19 protein-coding genes are annotated in these 18,143 nt (G+C 59.3%); 15 read left to right on the forward strand and 4 right to left on the reverse strand.

Annotated features, from left to right (window positions below; genetic code table 11):
* Positions 1-25: 25 nt before the first annotated feature.
* The gene (locus ACR0BF_RS06520) at positions 26-3,409 is read right to left on the reverse strand and encodes a YhdP family protein (protein ID WP_480624518.1); all 3,384 of its coding nucleotides are present in this window, start codon (positions 3,407-3,409) and stop codon (positions 26-28) included.
* 68 nt (positions 3,410-3,477) lie between these two features.
* Here ACR0BF_RS06520 and ACR0BF_RS06525 point away from each other — a divergent pair, with 68 nt between their 5' ends.
* The 8 genes from ACR0BF_RS06525 to ACR0BF_RS06560 all read left to right on the forward strand — a co-directional run bounded on the left by ACR0BF_RS06525 (position 3,478) and on the right by ACR0BF_RS06560 (position 9,516).
* Complete coding sequence (locus ACR0BF_RS06525) at positions 3,478-3,939, forward strand: peroxiredoxin (RefSeq protein ID WP_480492993.1); 462 nt, start codon at positions 3,478-3,480, stop codon at positions 3,937-3,939.
* Between the two features lie 89 nt (positions 3,940-4,028).
* Positions 4,029-4,847: a ferritin-like domain-containing protein gene (locus tag ACR0BF_RS06530; protein ID WP_480624533.1), complete on the forward strand. Its 819-nt coding sequence runs from the start codon at positions 4,029-4,031 to the stop codon at positions 4,845-4,847.
* Positions 4,848-5,020: 173 nt separating this feature from the next.
* Positions 5,021-6,352, forward strand: a complete 1,332-nt coding sequence (locus ACR0BF_RS06535) for a DUF5930 domain-containing protein (RefSeq protein ID WP_480624519.1) — start codon at positions 5,021-5,023, stop codon at positions 6,350-6,352.
* Positions 6,342-6,842 (forward strand): bactofilin family protein, encoded by a 501-nt coding sequence (locus tag ACR0BF_RS06540; protein WP_209596778.1) that lies wholly within the window; start codon positions 6,342-6,344, stop codon positions 6,840-6,842. Before ACR0BF_RS06535 ends, ACR0BF_RS06540 begins: the two co-directional genes overlap by 11 nt.
* Positions 6,843-6,960: 118 nt before the next feature.
* Positions 6,961-7,782 carry a M90 family metallopeptidase gene (locus ACR0BF_RS06545; RefSeq protein WP_480624520.1) on the forward strand — a complete coding sequence of 274 codons (822 nt, stop codon included), beginning with the start codon at positions 6,961-6,963 and terminating at the stop codon, positions 7,780-7,782.
* Positions 7,783-7,885: 103 nt separating this feature from the next.
* A complete protein-coding gene (gene aqpZ / locus ACR0BF_RS06550; RefSeq protein ID WP_480624521.1) occupies positions 7,886-8,575 on the forward strand; it encodes an aquaporin Z in 690 nt (229 codons plus the stop codon).
* 98 nt (positions 8,576-8,673) lie between these two features.
* Positions 8,674-9,291, forward strand: a complete 618-nt coding sequence (locus ACR0BF_RS06555; RefSeq protein WP_480624522.1) for an alpha/beta fold hydrolase — start codon at positions 8,674-8,676, stop codon at positions 9,289-9,291.
* Between the two features lie 90 nt (positions 9,292-9,381).
* Positions 9,382-9,516: an alpha/beta fold hydrolase gene (locus tag ACR0BF_RS06560; RefSeq protein ID WP_480624523.1), complete on the forward strand. Its 135-nt coding sequence runs from the start codon at positions 9,382-9,384 to the stop codon at positions 9,514-9,516.
* Between the two features lie 41 nt (positions 9,517-9,557).
* Here ACR0BF_RS06560 and ACR0BF_RS06565 read toward each other — a convergent pair whose 3' ends face one another.
* Together ACR0BF_RS06565 and ACR0BF_RS06570 are read right to left on the reverse strand one after the other, a co-directional pair.
* Positions 9,558-10,115, reverse strand: a complete 558-nt coding sequence (locus ACR0BF_RS06565; protein ID WP_480473357.1) for a peptidylprolyl isomerase — start codon at positions 10,113-10,115, stop codon at positions 9,558-9,560.
* Positions 10,108-10,614 carry a peptidylprolyl isomerase gene (locus ACR0BF_RS06570; protein WP_209503601.1) on the reverse strand — a complete coding sequence of 169 codons (507 nt, stop codon included), beginning with the start codon at positions 10,612-10,614 and terminating at the stop codon, positions 10,108-10,110. Before ACR0BF_RS06570 ends, ACR0BF_RS06565 begins: the two co-directional genes overlap by 8 nt.
* A 133-nt stretch (positions 10,615-10,747) precedes the next feature.
* Here ACR0BF_RS06570 and ACR0BF_RS06575 point away from each other — a divergent pair, with 133 nt between their 5' ends.
* The 6 genes from ACR0BF_RS06575 (at position 10,748) to ACR0BF_RS06600 (ending at position 16,662) form a co-directional block, all read left to right on the forward strand.
* Positions 10,748-11,938 (forward strand): phosphoglycerate kinase, encoded by a 1,191-nt coding sequence (locus ACR0BF_RS06575; RefSeq protein WP_480564285.1) that lies wholly within the window; start codon positions 10,748-10,750, stop codon positions 11,936-11,938.
* 72 nt (positions 11,939-12,010) lie between these two features.
* Positions 12,011-12,355 (forward strand): lysozyme inhibitor LprI family protein, encoded by a 345-nt coding sequence (locus tag ACR0BF_RS06580; protein ID WP_480603266.1) that lies wholly within the window; start codon positions 12,011-12,013, stop codon positions 12,353-12,355.
* Positions 12,356-12,496: 141 nt separating this feature from the next.
* Entirely contained in the window at positions 12,497-12,796 is a 300-nt protein-coding gene (locus ACR0BF_RS06585) for an FtsB family cell division protein (protein WP_209503595.1), read from the forward strand.
* Between the two features lie 159 nt (positions 12,797-12,955).
* Positions 12,956-13,945, forward strand: coding sequence for a pyruvate dehydrogenase (acetyl-transferring) E1 component subunit alpha (gene pdhA, locus ACR0BF_RS06590; protein ID WP_209503593.1), 990 nt, complete (start codon positions 12,956-12,958; stop codon positions 13,943-13,945).
* Positions 13,946-13,960: 15 nt separating this feature from the next.
* Positions 13,961-15,334, forward strand: coding sequence for a pyruvate dehydrogenase complex E1 component subunit beta (locus tag ACR0BF_RS06595; protein ID WP_480624524.1), 1,374 nt, complete (start codon positions 13,961-13,963; stop codon positions 15,332-15,334).
* 14 nt (positions 15,335-15,348) lie between these two features.
* Positions 15,349-16,662: a pyruvate dehydrogenase complex dihydrolipoamide acetyltransferase gene (locus ACR0BF_RS06600; RefSeq protein ID WP_480624525.1), complete on the forward strand. Its 1,314-nt coding sequence runs from the start codon at positions 15,349-15,351 to the stop codon at positions 16,660-16,662.
* Between the two features lie 70 nt (positions 16,663-16,732).
* Here the strand turns inward: ACR0BF_RS06600 and cysE are convergent, their stop codons facing one another.
* On the reverse strand, positions 16,733-17,542 hold the full coding sequence (gene cysE, locus ACR0BF_RS06605) for a serine O-acetyltransferase (protein ID WP_480473363.1): 810 nt from the start codon (positions 17,540-17,542) through the stop codon (positions 16,733-16,735).
* A gap of 84 nt (positions 17,543-17,626) precedes the next feature.
* On the opposite strand from cysE, the gene ACR0BF_RS06610 reads away from it, so the two are divergent.
* On the forward strand, positions 17,627-17,965 hold the full coding sequence (locus tag ACR0BF_RS06610; protein ID WP_480624526.1) for a TraR/DksA family transcriptional regulator: 339 nt from the start codon (positions 17,627-17,629) through the stop codon (positions 17,963-17,965).
* Positions 17,966-18,143 lie beyond the last annotated feature (178 nt).

Consider the following 18,143-nt stretch of genomic DNA (forward strand, 5'->3'; position numbering starts at 1 on the left):
CCACAAAAGATTCGGCCATATCCCGTCAGCGGTCACTGGGAGGAGAGCCAAATGTCGGTTTCGGCTCGTCAGGTTCCACCGGCGCAGCATTGGGGCCGTCCGAGACCTTTGGCGCAGGCTGACGCAACAGATCACGCAAAAACAAGGGCGCCAGACCGGACAGAGGGTTCACCGCGACTTTGGGCGAGGATATCGGCCCGGTCAGCGTGTAATTGAATCCGATGACACCTTCGCCCTTGCGGGTAAACACGCTGCCAACGGCATTGAGAAGGTAAATCGGTGAAATCGCCCCCCGCAGGTTCAGCAGGCTGTTCACGGTGTCGATTGTTCCATCAAACGAAAGCCCCATTGACGGGCCAACAGCGCTGCCACTCAGCACTTTGATGTCGGTGAGCGATATCCTCATGCGGCTGTCAATCGCCGAAAAGAAGATCCCCTGCCCGGCCATCTCGTCCAGCAGGCCAACAAGGCTGATCGCGTTCAGGATCGCGGCCATGGCCGGGGCATCGGTGATCCGGGTATTAACGATTTTCAGGATGACGTCGTAACTGCCGGGCTCAGCCACCGGTTCAAGCTTGAGGTCCAGATCACCGCCACGCGCCTGTGTCAGAACGCCGGCCGATCGCAAAACGGCCCCCGCGTCTTTCGACGTCAGGTCAACGGCGCTTCGATTTCCCCGTGGGGTCACTTGACCGGCAACAGCCGCACCGCCGTTCACCCGCGCTGTGAAGGTGCCATTTACGCCGCCGGTTGTCTGGAACGCCCCCCGGAAACCTGTCAGTGCAACAGTTTCGGTAACCTGAAGACGGTCCAGTGCCACGTCCAGTTTCGGCCCCGGGGCACCGCCGCCGCCCGATCCGCCGCTTTCGCCGAAGTTTGCAGACCCCATGTTCAGCACACCGCCAAGGACGCGGATATCCGGGACAGCGGCTCCCCGCCCGATCAGTTCCGCCGGAACCGCAAGCCAGTCCCCCAGATCGAACGAGCTGAACTGGACACGGTCATATTCACCGTTTTCGTGAAAGGAAATGGATGCGGTTGTGCGCAGTCCCGCTGCATTGATCCGCAGGTCGTCCACTTTCAGCTGCGCGCCCAACGTCGCGTCCGCAGTCAGTGATCCTGTGGTGTTTACCTCTTTGCGCCAACCGAGTTCAGGGATGGCTAGCGCCACGCCCTGAAGGTCCGAAACAACAGACAGTTTCGGAGGCGCCCCAGCGCCCAGACCCAGCGTAATATCAGCAACCCCTTTGCCCGTCAGCATCCCCGGCGGCAGGCCAGCCTTGATCTCATCCATCAGACGCGGGGACAATTCGATCTGGCCGGTGAAGGTGCTGCGCTGTTCGGTTTCGCCGTCAATGGGCTGCTGCCAAAGCGCCTCAAGCGGAACATCGCCGAACTGACCCAGTCCCTGAATCTGAACACCCGACTGATTGCCGGAAATATTCAGCATCGGGGCACTTATGGAAAATCCCGGCACCAGACGGTCACTGGAAAGATTGGCCAGCGTTCCGTTGAAGTGAAATTCGGTATCCTGAAACTTCAGCTCTTTTATCAACGGCAAGGACAGCGTTCCGGTCAACGCAACCGTGCCTTTGGCAACGTCAACGGGCAAACCGGCCTTGCTCAGCAATTCCAGCGGCGGCCGGTCCAGCAGCGACAACGCAGAAGTCACGCTGCCCTTTGCCTGAATACGGGCGATGCCGGGTGCGGATTTCTTGATATCCGTGTCAGGTATGATGAAGGACGTCCCCGCGGCATCCACACTCCCCCCGTCATCGGCGAACACCAGCCCCTGCTGCGCGGTGACCGTAAACCGGCTGTCGATCAGACTGGCCTGACCCTGTGCATCTTCGATCGGCGGCAGCGTCTTGGCAAAGCGAACTTTGGCCTGCTCGAACCCAAAATCAAGATACAGATCCGGTTTGGAACCGGGTTCCAGACGCAGGGCAAAATCCATGTCCGACAAAACCCCCTGATAGAGGTTTTCCGTCACCCATTCCCGTGGCTTGGGTGCCAGACGCTCCGGCCAGTAGCTCAGAACATTGTCCGAGCTCATCTGATCCAGATGGGCATCCAGCGCCACAGCCCAGCCATCTGCACGTCCGTGCAAAACACCAAAGGCGCGCACGGTGTGGCCCGGATCCTCGATGGTCATCTGGCCAAGGCGCAACTGGAACGGGTTGAACGCCATCTTGAAATCCAGGCTGGCGCGCGACAGCTGAATCGGCTCCGGGAACAGGTTCGCCGGGTTCACATTGATCCCGGACAAGCGCAACTGTGTCTCCAGACTGTCCAGCACACCATCTTCAGCCCCTTGCAGAAACGCCTTTCCATCGGCCTGAACTGTGCCCCAGGCCGACACCACCGACACCTCATTGAAGTCCAGCATCTGGGCGTTCGGGTCATAGGTGAAATATGTACGGGCAGATTCGAACGGGACAGGGCGTGTTTCCGGGTTGGGCTGCACCGCCCCGGCCCCCAGATTGAGGGTTGCGAACACGGTTCCTGTTGCCCCGTTTTCATCGACACTGCCCCGCAAAGCCCCTGAAATCGGTGCGCGCAGAACCTGCAACCAGGCAAGGGCCGGGCTTTGGCCTGCTATATCCTCGGCCGGAAGATCGGTGACCGAGATGCCAAAGCTGGCGGCAGGCGTGCCCAGTACGCTGGTATAGTTGGCCTCGATACTGCTGACATAGTCACGCCCCGACAGAACCGAAAACCCGGTTGCAAGCCGCACTTCGTTATCACTGCGGTTCGCCTGAATATGCCCACCGTCCAGAACCCACGACCGCCCCTGCCGCAGGTCGCGGTAATCCAGCGTAATCGCATCAAGTTCGACCGAGGTCAGCGCCGACAGGATCGGAGATTGAAAGACCTCGTCCGAGGTCTCGATCAGCTGTGCAAGGTCCGGCGCTTCCTGAACCGGCGCGCTGCCCGATCCCACGGTCAGGGTCAGCGCCCCGTCCTGATCGCGGGTCATGGCGATCTGCGCGCCACTCAGAATGATGCGCTTGGGCCGGACCTGACCGCGCAGCAAGGGGCGCATGGCCAGGCTGGCGCGCATATCGGATACCTGCGCAATCTGATGGCCCGCCGCGTCACTGATGGCAACATCGGTCAGCCGAAGACGGGGGCGCCAGCCTTCGTGGATGATGAAACTGACGTCTCCAAACCGGATTTGCAGCCCGCCCAGCGCCCGTTCCAGCCGTGCTTCGACCCTATCGCGCAGCCAGACCGGCGCGTGCATTCTCTGTCCCACGACCATGAAACCGGTAAACATCGCCAGAAGCACCAGCACGATGGCCCCACGCATAGCCCACAGACCAGCGGTGCGGCGGCGCGACCGACGGCGCACGGGCTTGCCCGGTTTTGCTTCGTCGTCTTCGTGCTGCTTCAATTTGCTATCCACGCCTTCCAACCCGCACGCGTTGCCCTATGATGAAGGGCAGCCTTTAAAAACCTTTAGCGGAGTTTCCAATGCCCGACGTTTCAGACATCGCCCCCGACTTCACTTTGCCGCGCGACGGCGGTGGCGAGGTGACGCTTTCGGCGTTGCGCGGTGGCACCGTGGTTTTGTTCTTCTATCCCCGTGATGATACGCCGGGCTGCACCAAGGAATCCATCGGTTTCTCAGAGCAGCTTCAGGCGTTTACCGAGGCAGGGGCTCACGTTTTCGGCATTTCGCGGGACAGCGTCGCCAAGCATGACAAGTTTGTCGCCAAACACGGGCTGACCACTCCGCTCTTGTCGGACGAAGGCTCGACCGTCTGCGAGGACTATGGCGTATGGGTTGAAAAGAACATGTATGGCCGGAAATCGATGGGGATCGAGCGATCGACCTTTGTCATTGATAGCGAGGGACGCATTGCCAAGGTCTGGCGCAAGGTCAAGGTGCCCGACCATGTGGATGAGGTGCTGGAAGCGGTGAAGGCGCTCTAAGCCCCCCTCGACCTGCCGCGCCATCCGGTCTATCACCCGCGCTGACATGCCAAAGGCGGAGCAACCCGGTGCCCAAAACACTGACACAGATGGCGACAGAGGTTCTGACAACAGCGGACGGGCGGGCCAAAACCGCCCTGTCCAAAGCCCATGCCGCCGCGTGGTTTACCTCCCGCACGGCCGAGGGTGAGCCGATCGAGATCGGCACCGCATCACCGCCCCTATCCCCCGCGCGCCCGGACAAGCCCGAGCTGTTGTCCCCGCGTGAGGTACCCAGACGGAAACCGGGTACCGAAGCCGGGCGCATTGCCCTGCTGCACGCGGTTGCCCATATCGAGCTGAACGCCGTCGATCTGCACTGGGACATCATCGCGCGTTTTGGCCATGTACCCATGCCCATCGGGTTCTACGATGACTGGGTGAAATGCGCCGAAGAGGAATCGCGCCATTTCGAGATGGTTTGCGATTGTCTGGAACAGATGGGCAGCCACTACGGCGCCCTGCCCGCCCATGCTGGCATGTGGCGCGCTGCCGAGGATACTGCCGAAGATCTGATGGGGCGGCTGGCCGTTGTACCCATGGTGCTTGAGGCGCGCGGGCTGGACGTGACGCCCGGCATGATCGAGATATTCCGCAAGGCCAAGGCCGAACAGGCCATCGCCGCGCTCGAAGTGATCTATGCTGAAGAGGTCGGCCACGTCGCTTACGGCTCAAAATGGTTCCACTTCCTGTGTGGCCGGGAAAACGCCGACCCAAAGGATGTGTTTCACGCGCTGGTCCGGCGGTACTTCCACGGTGTTCTCAAGCCCCCCTTCAACGAAGAAAAACGGGCCGAGGCCGGGTTGCCACCCGATTTCTACTGGCCCCTGACCGAAGACCTGCCTGCGCCCGGAGACCTCTCGAACTGACACTTTTGCGTTATTTTCGGCAAAATCTCGCCGATCTTTGCGGGATTTCAGCGCCATTTGCACCTGATTGGTCAACAAACTTGCCCGAACGCCGCTGCCGCTTTATGCAATCGGCCCAAGGGACGGCAGGCACTCACGACCGGTTCCGATCTTGGGGATGAAAGGTGGGACGCGTGCGAACACGTCTGGCAATAAAACTGCACTCACTGCTTGAGAGACATTTCCCGGAACGCCGGGTCTTTCTGAAATCCGACACAGACACAAAATTTATCCGGCTCAGTTCGGAAACTCAGGTCGTCGCAGTGGCCGGCGTTGCCGTCATGGTCGGGTGGACAGCGGTTGCAACAGCCATACTGCTTATGGACAGCATCGGGGCCGGGAATTTCCGGGAACAGGCAAAGCGCGATCAGGCCATCTATCAGGAACGCCTGAACACTTTGTCGGCAGAACGCGATGCCCGTGCGCATGAGGCGCTGGCAGCTCAGGACCGGTTCAATGCCGCGCTGGACCAGATTTCCGCGATGCAGTCGGAACTGCTGGCCTCGGAAAACCGTCGCCGCGAGCTTGAGACAGGTATCGATGTCATTCAGACGACATTGCGCACCACGATGAAACAGCGCGAAGAGGCGCGCTCAGAGCTGGCCCAATTGAAACAGGACACCAGCGGCTCCGATATGTATGCCGCGGTTTCCAGCGCCCCGGTACAGATGGCCTTTATGACCGACGCTTTGGCGCGGACCGCCAAAGAGCGCGACCTGATCGCCACCAACGCCCTGAACGCGCTGGAACAGCGGGACGATCTGGAACTGGAAATCCGTCTGATGCAGGAACGCAGCGACGAGATTTTCCGCCAGCTGGAAGAGGCGATGGTCATTTCGGTCGAACCTCTGGACAAGATGTTCCGAGAGGCCGGAATGCCGACAGATCGCATCATCGAAGAGGTCCGGCGCGGATATAGCGGTATGGGCGGTCCGCTGACCCCTTTATCCCTTAGCACACGCGGCGAAGAAGAAGAGCTTTCGCCCGAAGAAGTGCGCGCGAACACGTTGCTGCGCCAGATGGATCAGCTGAACCTGTACCGAATTGCAGCGGAAAAGGCCCCCTTCGCCAGCCCGGTCAAAAGCGCGTTTCGCTTTACCAGCGGATATGGTCGCCGCCGCGACCCAAAAACCGGCGGTAGCCGGATGCACAACGGCACGGATTTTGCCGCAGCAACGGGCACCGATATCTTTGCGACCGCTGATGGCGTGGTCACGCATGCCGGTTGGCAATCAGGCTTCGGACGCCTTGTGAAAATCAAGCACGCGTTCGGAATTGAGACACTTTATGCTCATAACACCAAGATCAACGTAAAGGTCGGCCAAAGGGTCTCGCGCGGGGATCATATTGCTGATATGGGTAACACCGGACGGTCCACCGGCACGCATCTGCACTACGAGGTGCGCGTGAACGGAAATCCCGTAAACCCAATGACTTACATCAAGGCTGCGAAAAATGTTTTCTAAAAGCAAAATCAACGAGCCCGCACCCAAAGCACCTGAGGCGGCCAAACCTGCCGCTCCGGCGACCCCAGCGGCTCCTGCTCCGGCTGACGCGAAACCTGCAATGGCACCCAAACCCAAGCCGCCGGCCTCGGTTCTGTCCTCGGATCTGCACATCACCGGCAACATCAAGACCAGCGGTGACATTCAGGTGGAAGGCACTGTCGAAGGCGACATCCGCGCCCATTTGCTGACCATTGGTGAATCGGCAACGATCAAGGGCGAAGTCACCGCAGATGACGTTGTGATCAACGGTCGTATCGTTGGCCGCGTACGTGGCCTCAAGGTTCGCCTGACCTCGACCGCCCGTGTCGAAGGCGACATCATCCACAAGACCATCGCCATTGAAAGCGGCGCGCATTTCGAAGGCTCGGTTCAGCGTCAGGACGATCCCCTGAACCCCGGCCGCAGCGCCAAAGCCGGATCGAACCCGGCGGCAGAAGTCAAACAGTAAGCAGACTGCACTTCATGTCAGGGCGCCGTGGGGAAACCCGTGGCGTCATTTCTTTTGAGTGTCCGGATGATCCGGGATTCCCGTTTTCGTCCCTTTCTGATCGCGCTACAGTCGATCCATGTTGCTTTTTCTGACGGTTGTCGCGCTGATCGCTGGCGCTGCGGCCTTTCACTTCTGGTCGAAACGACAAACCCGCCTGACCTTGCTGGCCAAGTCGCTGTCCCAGCACCAGCGCGATATTGTGAACGCTCAGGTGCCGATTATCCAGAAGCTGCCCAAAGACTTGCGCGGGGCGCTGGAAGGAAAGATCAACCTGTTTCTTGATCAGGTCGATTTCGTCGGCTGCGACGGGCTGGACGTCACCGAAGATATGCAGGTGTCGATTGCCGCGCAAGCCTGTCTGCTCGTGGTGAATACAGACCAGTGGTATGACAACCTGACGACCATTCTGGTTTACCCCGGTGCCTTCAAATCAAAACAGCGCCGCCACAGTGGCTATGTCGTCACCGAACAGGAAATCATCCGCAGCGGGGAAAGCTGGAACCGCGGCCCCGTGATCCTGTCCTGGGCCCATAGCCAGCGCGGTGCCCTGAATGATCACGATGGTCGGAACGTCGTCTTTCACGAGTTCGCGCACCAGCTTGATGACCTCTCGGGCGCAACCAATGGTGTTCCCGTGCTCAGCAATGACCAAAGCTTTGGCGAGTGGGAAACCGCCTTTCTGAACGGTTACAAGACACATGTTCACGCCGTGGAAACCGGGAAACCCACAGTGATCGATCCCTACGGCGCGGAAGGGCACGAAGAATTCTTTGCCGTTTCGGTCGAGGTGTTCTTTGAACGACCACATGCGCTGAAATCCTCTGACCCGGCAATCTATGAACAGCTGTCAAAGCTTTTTCATCTTGATCCCGCTCAATGGCACAGGGGTCAGTTCTGACCCGATTGAGGTAGCGTCGAAAAAAAATTCCCCGTTCGCAACAATTTAACATAAGCTAATTCTTGAATTACGGTTAACCTCATTATTGGGCGGAGGATTTTCTATGTCATCGAAACTACTTGCCGAGTTCTTCGGCACGTTCTGGTTGGTTCTGGGGGGGTGCGGCAGTGCCGTTCTGGCGGCTGGTGTCGCAGATGTCGGCATCGGTTGGCTTGGTGTTTCCTTTGCCTTTGGCCTTACCGTTTTGACGATGGCTTACACGGTTGGCCCAATCTCGGGCGGGCATTTCAACCCGGCCGTCAGTTTGGGTCTGATGATTGGCGGACGGTTTCCGGCCAAAGACCTTCTGCCCTACTGGGTCGCACAGGTCGTTGGCGCAATCGCTGCCGCAGTGGTTCTGTACCTGATCGTCAGCGGGGCACCCGATTTCGCAGGTGTCGGAGGGTTCGCGTCAAACGGGTATGGTGAGGCCTCGCCGCAGGGATATTCGTTGATGTCGGCTTTGATCATCGAAGTCGTGATGACGGCTTTCTTCATTCTGATCATTCTGGGCGCGACGTCGGAAAAGGCACCCGCCGGGTTCGCTCCGATTGCCATCGGTCTGGCGCTGACCCTGATCCACCTGATCTCAATTCCGGTGACGAATACCTCCGTCAACCCGGCGCGCTCAACCGGCGTTGCCCTGTTTGCCGACGGCCCAGCTCTGGCTCAGCTTTGGCTGTTTTGGGTGGCCCCCCTGACTGGCGGCGCAATCGGCGCTTTGATATGGAAAGCAATGTCCTCGGATGACTGATCCGCGCGGGAAAGGTAGTTATCCCGTTTTCTGAAAAACACGGTATCCTTCCGCCCAACCTGGCTTGGTCACAGCCTTTAATTCAACGGGAGGATACAATGAAGACATTTTCCATAGCACTTTTCCTAAGCTGCGCTGCGACGGCAGGCTGGGCCGAAGACAAATGGCTGAGCATCCCGCAAGCCCCCCAGATGCCCGCCGCCACCGAAGCGGGCACGGCAGAGATCAACGGCATCGACATGTATTACGCCACGTATGGCGATGCGGGCGGCACCCCGGTTCTGATGATCCACGGCGGGCTTGCCCATGCCGATGTCTGGGCTGCGCAGGTTGCCGACCTGTCGCAGGACCACAGGGTGATTGTGGCGGATACGCGCGGGCATGGACGATCCACAAACGATGGCAGCCCTTATTCTTACGCGTTGTTGTCGCAGGATTATCTGGCGCTTCTGGATCACCTGGGGGTCGATCAGGTGCATCTGGTCGGCTGGTCCGATGGGGCAAATATCGGGTATTCAATCTCGACCACCAACCCGGATCGGCTGGCCAGTCACTTTGCCCATGCAGGCAATGTCACGCTGGACGGGATCGATCCTTCGGTGGAAACCAACGAGGTGTTTGGCACTTACGTGGGCATGATGGCCCAAGATTATGCGGCCATGTCCCCCACTCCTGACGGGTTCGAGGCATTTCTCGGTGGGGTTGCCGCCATGTGAGTCACCGAAAAACCCGGTGGGCTCGGGGCGCTGTCATCGATCACCGTCCCGACACTCGTGGTTCAAAGCGCACATGACGAGGCCATTCTGATGGCGCATTCACAAGCAATTGCTGACGTGATCCCCGAAGCCAAATTGCTTGTTCTGGAAGATGTCAGTCACTTCGCATCTTTTCAGGATCCAGTTGACTATACCCGTGCCATCCGTGATTTCATCGACCAATAGGCCAAAGAAAAAGCCCGGCGCTTGAGCCGGGCTAAATCATCTTATTCGGTAACGGTGACTTTTTTCATCATATCCGGTGCACCGATGATCGCACCATTCTGACCTTCGCCCCGCTTGATCGCGTCGACTACATCCATACCGTCGGTCACCTGACCAACCACGGTATACTGGCCGTCCAGAAACGGGCCGGGGGCGAACATGATGAAGAACTGCGAGTTGGCCGAATCCGGATCGCTGGACCGGGCCATGCCGACCACACCCCTGTCAAAACTCACGTCCGAGAACTCGGCCGGCAGGTCCGCGCGATCAGACCCGCCGCGCCCGGCATAACGCATGTCGAATCCGTCCGCGCCCGAGTTGCCGTATTGCACGTCGCCGGTCTGCGCCATGAAGCCATCGATCACGCGGTGAAACACGACGCCATCGTACTGACCTTCAGCAGCCAGAGCGGTGATCTGTTCCACATGCTGGGGCGCGACATCTTCGAACAGGTCGATCGAGATTGTGCCATTGGCCCCTTCCCCTTCGACCTCGATCTGCAAACCGCTGGCCAGCGCCGGGCTTGCCAGCAAGGCAAAAGCCGCAGCCAGTTTATGCATCTGCTGCCACCTTGACGCTGATCATGCGGTCCGGGCTCGCAGGCGGCTCACCGCGTACGATGGCGTCCACATGCTCCATCCCGTCGATGACCCGGCCATAGACCGTGTACTGACCGTTCAGGAAGTGATTGTCCTTGAAGTTGATGAAGAACTGCGAGTTGGCCGAATCCGGGTTCTGAGAGCGCGCCGCGCCCAGCGTGCCGCGATCATGGGGCAGCTTGGAAAATTCTGCCGGAACATTCGGCAGCGACGAACCGCCGGTGCCCGCCATGCGCAGGTTGAACCCGTCTTCCATATCGCCATGCTGCACGTCGCCGGTTTGCGCCATGAAACCGTCGATCACACGGTGAAACGCCACGTTGTCATATTCACCGCCACGGGCCAGTTCCTTCATCCGCGCACTGTGCAGAGGCGCTACATCCGGCAGCAGCTCGATGACGACATTGCCGCCTTTCAGCTCGATGATGATTGTGTTTTCGGGGTCTTTGATCTCGGCCATGAGGCCCTCCTGTCGTTTATCTTGCGCAAATACCTATGACGCACGCGTGCGAATGCCAAGTGACGCATTGACCTGAGGGCAAAATGCAGGAAAAGAACCGCCTAAATCGGTTGCCAATGACAAGGATCGCACAATGGGCTGGAAAACACTGGACGATATGGACCTGAACGGCAAACGCGTGCTGGTGCGTGTGGATATCAACGTGCCCGTGGTTGACGGTGTTGTGACCGACGCCACCCGTATCCAAAGGATCGTCCCTTCGGTACGCGATATTCTGGCCGCTGGCGGCAAACCGATCCTTCTGGCCCATTTTGGCCGTCCCGGTGGCGAACGGCGTGAAAGCCTGTCACTGAAACAACTGGTCCCGACTTTGGAAAGCGCTTTTGGCGCAAAGGTTCTGTTTGCTGCCGATTGCGTCGGGGCCGAGGCGGAACTGGCCGCCAGTGCCTTGCAGCCCGGCCAGGTCCTGTTGCTCGAAAACACGCGCTTTCACGCAGCCGAAACCAAGAATGACGCCGATCTGGCCGCTGGGATGGCCAAGCTGGGCGATGTCTATTGCAACGATGCGTTTTCAGCCGCGCACCGCGCCCACAGCTCGACCGAGGCTATCGCCCGTCTGCTGCCGGCCTGTGCGGGCCGTCTGATGCAGGCCGAGTTGCAGGCGCTGGAAAGCGCGCTGGGTGCGCCCAAGCGCCCGGTAACGGCGGTTGTTGGCGGCGCCAAGGTCTCGACCAAGTTGGAACTGCTGGGCAATCTGATCGACAAGGTCGATTATCTGGTGATTGGTGGCGGCATGGCGAACACATTCCTTGTCGCCCAAGGCATCAGCGTTGGCAAATCTCTGGCTGAAACCGCAATGAAGGACACCGCCGCCGAAATTCTGGCCAAGGCCGAAAGCTCGGGCTGCCAGATCGTCCTGCCGCTTGATGTTGTGGTGGCTGAAAAATTCGAGGCCAACGCACCCCACAAGGTTCTGCCCGCCGATCAATGCCCTGCGGATGGCATGATCCTGGACGCGGGCCCCGAAAGCGTCGCAGCGATTACCGCGATTTTCGACAAAAGCCAAACCCTGATCTGGAACGGCCCGCTGGGTGCGTTCGAGCTGGAGCCGTTCGACGCGGCCACCAATGCCGCGGCCCTGAAAGCCGCAGCCCTCAGCCGTTCGGGTCAGCTGATTTCGGTCGCGGGTGGCGGTGACACGGTTGCGGCGCTGAACGCGTCGGGTGCGGCCAAGGACTTCACCTATATCTCGACCGCAGGTGGTGCGTTCCTTGAATGGATGGAAGGCAAAACCCTGCCGGGTGTCGCTGCGCTGGAACACTAAGCGACACTCACCGCATTTGGCCGCTTGTCAGGGTTCATGGTATTATCCCCTATTTGAATGGGGGATAATACCATGAGGTCATTATACCTGCTCGTCCTTCTCGCGATGCCGTGGCCTGCAACGGCACAATCCAGCTGCGGTGGCCAGACACAGCTTGACGCAAATTTCTGTGCGAAAGAACAATGGGAAGCCGTTGACCGCAACCTCAACCGGTTATGGAAACAGATCAAGCCGGTCGCTGATGCGCGTGGCAACGGCGATGCCCTTCTGGCGGAACAACGTGCGTGGCTAAAGACACGGGACGCCACTTGCGACAAGGAACTGTCCGGCAGCGGCAGCGCTGCGCCCATGTTCTACTGGACCTGTATGAAAGAGCAGACGCTTGCAAGAAATCAGCAGCTTCAGTCCTGGCGCTGAGCTTTAACCGGGACGCACACGAAATACTGATGAAAAAACCGAATCAGGGGATTCACAACCCGAATCGCCTGTGACATAGTGCGATCAGAGGCTCGGAAAGAGCCCGTTATTGAGGCAAGTTTTCATACGGCGGTAAACAGAGTGTCCCGTTCCCATCGGCCCGGTTTGGGTGCAGTTCTCTTCTTCTCGGTGGCTTTCATGCTGGGTGTGTATTTCACCTTCGCCGCCGTTCAGGGGGATTACGGCCTGTTCCGGCGGGTCGAAATTGCGGCGGAACGGGACGCTCTGTCACGCAGTCTGGAAAAACTGAATGTCGAAATCGCCGAGATGGAAAACCTGACACGGCGTCTGTCCGACACCTATCTGGATCTGGACCTGCTGGATCAGCAGGCGCGCTCGGTTCTGGGCATGATCCGGTCGGACGAAATTGTGATCCGCTGATCAACGACCCTTTTCAGAAAAGGCAACTCAGGCCCGGCGTTTCGGCCAGGATGCGCCGTGCCGAACGCTGCGTCACATTTCCCCTCGCCAGAAAGCCTCAAATGCTTTATGAGATAGTTTAACGCTAAACTATCTGTCCGAAAGGGGGAGATCGCCACGATGGCTGCGCGAAAAACCACAAAGAAACCAAATGTTTCTGCGGAAGAACTCCAGACATACTACCGCGAGATGCTGCTGATCCGCCGATTCGAGGAAAAGGCCGGTCAGCTTTATGGCATGGGCCTGATCGGCGGGTTCTGCCACCTTTATATCGGACAAGAGGCCGTTGTTGTCGGGCTTGAGGCCGCTGCAGAGGAAGGCGACAAGCGCATCACCTCGTATCGCGACCACGGTCACATGCTGGCCTGTGGCATGGATCCGGGCGGCGTGATGGCCGAACTGACCGGGCGCATCGGTGGCCTGTCCAAGGGCAAGGGCGGCTCGATGCACATGTTCTCGAAAGAAAAGCATTTCTACGGCGGGCATGGTATCGTCGGCGCGCAGGTTCCGCTGGGCGCGGGGCTGGCTTTTGCTGACAAGTACAAGGAAAACGGCCGCGTTACCTTCACCTATTTCGGGGACGGTGCCGCGAACCAAGGTCAGGTGTATGAGACCTTCAACATGGCGGCCATCTGGGGCTTGCCGGTGATTTTCGTGATCGAGAACAACCAATACGCCATGGGCACCGCTCAGTCCCGTTCGACCTCGACCAAAGACATCTTCCATCGCGGCGAGGCGTTCGGCATTCCGGGCGAGATCGTCAACGGCATGGATGTGCTGGCGGTCAAGGAAGCAGGCGAAAAGGCTGTCGCGCACTGCCGCGCGGGCAAAGGCCCCTATATCCTGGAAATCAAGACCTACCGCTATCGTGGCCACTCGATGTCCGACCCGGCCAAGTACCGGACCCGCGAGGAGGTTCAGAAGGTCCGCGAACAAAGCGACCCGATCGAACACGTGCGCGAGTTGCTGCTGACCGGCAAGCACGCGACCGAGGATGACCTGAAAGCGATCGACAAGGAAATCAAGGAGATCGTCAATCAGGCCGCCGAATTCTCGAAAGAAAGCCCCGAGCCTTCGGTCGAAGAGCTCTGGACTGACATTTACGCCTGAGAGGACGAATAAGACATGGCAACCGAAATTCTCATGCCCGCCCTTTCCCCCACGATGGAAGAGGGCACGCTGGCCAAATGGCTGGTCAAGGAAGGCGACACCGTATCCTCGGGCGATATCCTGGCCGAGATTGAAACCGACAAGGCAACAATGGAATTCGAAGCCGTCGATGAAGGCATCGTTGGCAAGATCCTGATCACTGAGGGCACCGAAGGGGTCAAGGTGAACACCCCCATCGCGGTGCTGGTCGAAGAAGGCGAAGACGCCTCAGCCCTGCCCGCAGCAACCCCCGCAGCCGCAGCGGCGCCCGAGGCCACCCCCACAGCAACCGCGGCCCCGGCTCCTGCCGCAGCAGCCCCCGCGGCTCCAGCGGTGGACCTGTCACCCGACTGGCCCGCGGATGCTGAGATGAAGTCCGAAACCGTGCGCGAAGCCTTGCGCGATGCAATGGCCGAGGAAATGCGCGGCGATGAAAACGTCTATCTGATGGGCGAGGAAGTCGCCGAATATCAGGGGGCCTATAAAATCTCGCAAGGTCTGCTGGATGAATTTGGCTCCAAACGCGTGATCGACACCCCGATCACCGAACACGGGTTTGCCGGTATCGCGGTGGGTTCGGCCTTCGGCGGTCTGAAACCGATTGTCGAATTCATGACCTTCAACTTCGCCATGCAGGCGATTGACCAGATCATCAACTCTGCGGCTAAAACGCTCTATATGTCCGGTGGTCAGATGGGTTGCCCCATCGTGTTCCGGGGGCCCAACGGGGCCGCGGCCCGCGTGGCCGCACAGCACAGCCAGGACTATGCCGCGTGGTACATGCAGATTCCCGGTCTGAAGGTCGTCATGCCCTATTCGGCCGCTGATGCCAAAGGTCTGCTGAAGTCGGCCATCCGCGATCCCAACCCGGTTGTGTTCCTGGAAAACGAAATCCTCTACGGTCGCTCTTTCGAAGTGCCGCAGGTGGATGACCTGACCATTCCGCTGGGCAAGGCCCGCATCTGGCGCGAGGGCTCGGACGTGACCATCGTCAGCTTTGGCATCGGCATGCAATACGCGCTGGAAGCCGCCGACAAGCTGGCCGAAGACGGCATCAGCGCCGAAGTGATCGACCTGCGCACCATCCGCCCGATGGACACTGGCGCCATCATCAACTCGGTGATGAAGACCAACCGTCTGGTGACAGTGGAAGAAGGCTGGCCGCAGGGATCTGTCGGTAGCTACATCAGCTCGGTCGTGATGCAGGAGGCGTTTGATTACCTCGACGCGCCGGTCATCAACTGCACCGGCAAGGACGTTCCGATGCCCTATGCCGCCAATCTCGAAAAGCTGGCCCTGATCACCACCGATGAGGTGATCGCCGCCGTCAAACAAGTGACCTACCGGTAAGGAGCGACAGACAGATGCCTACAGAAATTCTGATGCCCGCCCTGTCCCCGACGATGGAGGAAGGCACGCTCGCCAAATGGCTGGTCAAGGAAGGCGATACCGTCTCCTCCGGTGACCTGCTGGCCGAGATCGAAACCGACAAGGCCACGATGGAGTTCGAGGCCGTTGACGAAGGCACCATCGGCAAGATCCTGATCCCCGAGGGCACCGAAGGGGTCAAGGTCAACACCGCCATCGCGGTTCTGCTGGAAAATGGCGAAAGCGCCGATGACATTGGCACGGCTCCGGCTGCAGCCACGGCGGCTTCCTCCGCAGCCGTCGCGGGCAACGAGGCCACCGCGCCAGCGGCACCCGAGGCGGCCGCCCCTGCCCCGGCCGCTCCGGCCAAGGCTGATGGTGGTCGGATTTTTGCCTCGCCTCTGGCCCGCCGGATTGCTGCGCAAAAAGGTCTCGACCTGACGCAGATTGCCGGTTCCGGCCCGCATGGTCGCATCGTCAAGGTTGATGTTGAAGGCGCAACTGCCACCGCTCCGGCAGCAGCTCCTGCCACTGCTCCCGCCGCCGCCGCGCCCGCAGCTGCCCCAGCAGCTCCGTCTGGTCCATCGGCGGATATGGTCGCGCGGATGTACGAAGGCCGCCCGTACGAGGAAATCAAGCTCGACGGTATGCGCAAAACCATCGCCGCACGTCTGGGCGAGGCCAAACAGACCATTCCGCATTTCTACCTGCGCCGCGATATCAAGCTTGATGCGCTGCTGAAATTCCGTGGTCAGTTGAACAAGCAGTTGGAAGGCCGCGGCGTCAAGCTTAGCGTCAATGACTTCATCATCAAGGCTGTCGCCAACGCGTTACAGCAGGTTCCGGCCTGTAATGCCGTCTGGGCAGGTGACCGGGTACTGCAACTGAAACCGTCAGATGTGGCTGTTGCTGTCGCAATCGAAGGCGGGTTGTTCACGCCGGTCCTGCAAGACGCTGACATGAAATCCCTGTCAGCCCTTTCGACCGAGATGAAAGACCTTGCCGCCCGCGCACGCGAACGCAAGCTGGCTCCGCATGAATATCAGGGCGGCACCTTTGCCATCTCGAACCTGGGCATGTTCGGCATCGACAATTTCGACGCCATCGTGAACCCGCCCCATGCCGGTATTCTGGCCGTCGGCACCGGCGTCAAGAAACCGGTTGTCGGGGATGATGGCGAACTGACCGTGGCAACGGTGATGTCTGTCACCATGTCCGTTGATCACCGGGTCATCGACGGCGCGCTGGGGGCCGAGCTGCTCAAGGCCATTGTCGACAATCTGGAAAACCCGATGGTCATGCTGGCGTAAGCCATACCGACCTCGCAAAAAAAGGCCGCCTCGAATATCGAGGCGGCCTTTTTTGTTAGTTCAAATCAACCTACTGATCTTTGCCCAGCATGTGATCCATCGAGATCGACGGCTGATCGCATCCGGCCTCGCCCACAATCTTGGCCGGGATACCGGCAACGGTCTTGCACGGCGGAACGTCCTGCAACACCACCGAACCGGCGGCGATACGGCTGCAATGGCCGACCTTGATGTTACCCAGAACCTTTGCCCCGGCCCCGATCAGAACACCATCTCCGATTTTGGGATGGCGGTCTTCCTCCTCCTTGCCGGTTCCGCCCAGCGTCACTGAATGCAGCATCGACACGTTGTCTCCGACCACGGCGGTTTCACCGATGACGATGGAATGGGCGTGGTCGATCATGATCCCCTTGCCGATCCTCGCGGCCGGGTGAATATCGATGCCGAATATCTCCGACGATCGCATCTGGAAGAAATAGGCCAGATCAAAACGCCCCTTGCGCCACAGCCAGTGCGCCACGCGATAGGCCTGCATGGCCTGATAGCCCTTGAAATACAGGATCGGCTGCAACAACCGATGGCAGGCCGGATCACGCTCATAAACCGCCATCAGATCGGCGCGGGCGGCTTCCAGCAATCCGGGATCGTTTGCATAGGCCTCGTCCACGATCTCACGCAGAACCATCATCGACATTTCGTTCGAACACAGCTTGGCCGCGATCCGATAGGACAGTGCACGCTCAAGGCTGCGGTGATGCAGAATACAGGCGTGTACAAGCCCGCCCATAAGCGGCTCCGTCTCGACGGCTGCTTGGGCCTCGGATGTGATACGGTTCCAGACCGGATCGACCGGTGTCACAGGGCTGCGTTTTTCAAACATAGCTTTTGATCCTTTGCTGCGCCTAGAATGCCATTTAGTGGCAAAAAGGCCAAACGCAAACCCGTGATCCGCGATACAACGAAAATGAATGAGTCTGAACGCGCATATTTTGAAACACGAATTCGCGAGCGTCTGGCCGAACTGAATCAATTGTCCGCATCAGGCCAACAGGCTCAGGCCGTTGTTGAGCTGGATCAGCAGGCGGTTGGTCGGCTCAGCCGCATGGATGCGCTGCAAAACCAGGCGATGGCAAAGGCGCAACAGGTGAATCGCAATGTTGAAACCCGCCGCCTTCAGGCCGCGCTTATGCGGCTGGACGAGGGGGAGTACGGGTATTGCGAGGATTGTGGCGACCGTATTCCCGATGGACGATTGTCTCTGGATCTGGCCGCCAGCAAATGTGTCAGCTGCGCGACCGGGTGATCAGAAACTCGGCAAGATGGTGCAAAACCGTCGAAAAACACTGACAATATTGCAAATCGTCAAACCCTGTCCGTCGTCAGAGTTTTCCGGCAAGCGGATGCGTTTTGGTAACGGAGGCTCTGGTTCGATTTCTGTTTCAGTTTAGGCGGCAGCGGATTGGTGCTGCAACCGGCGTTTT

The organism is Ruegeria sp. AG7 (assembly GCF_056541545.1).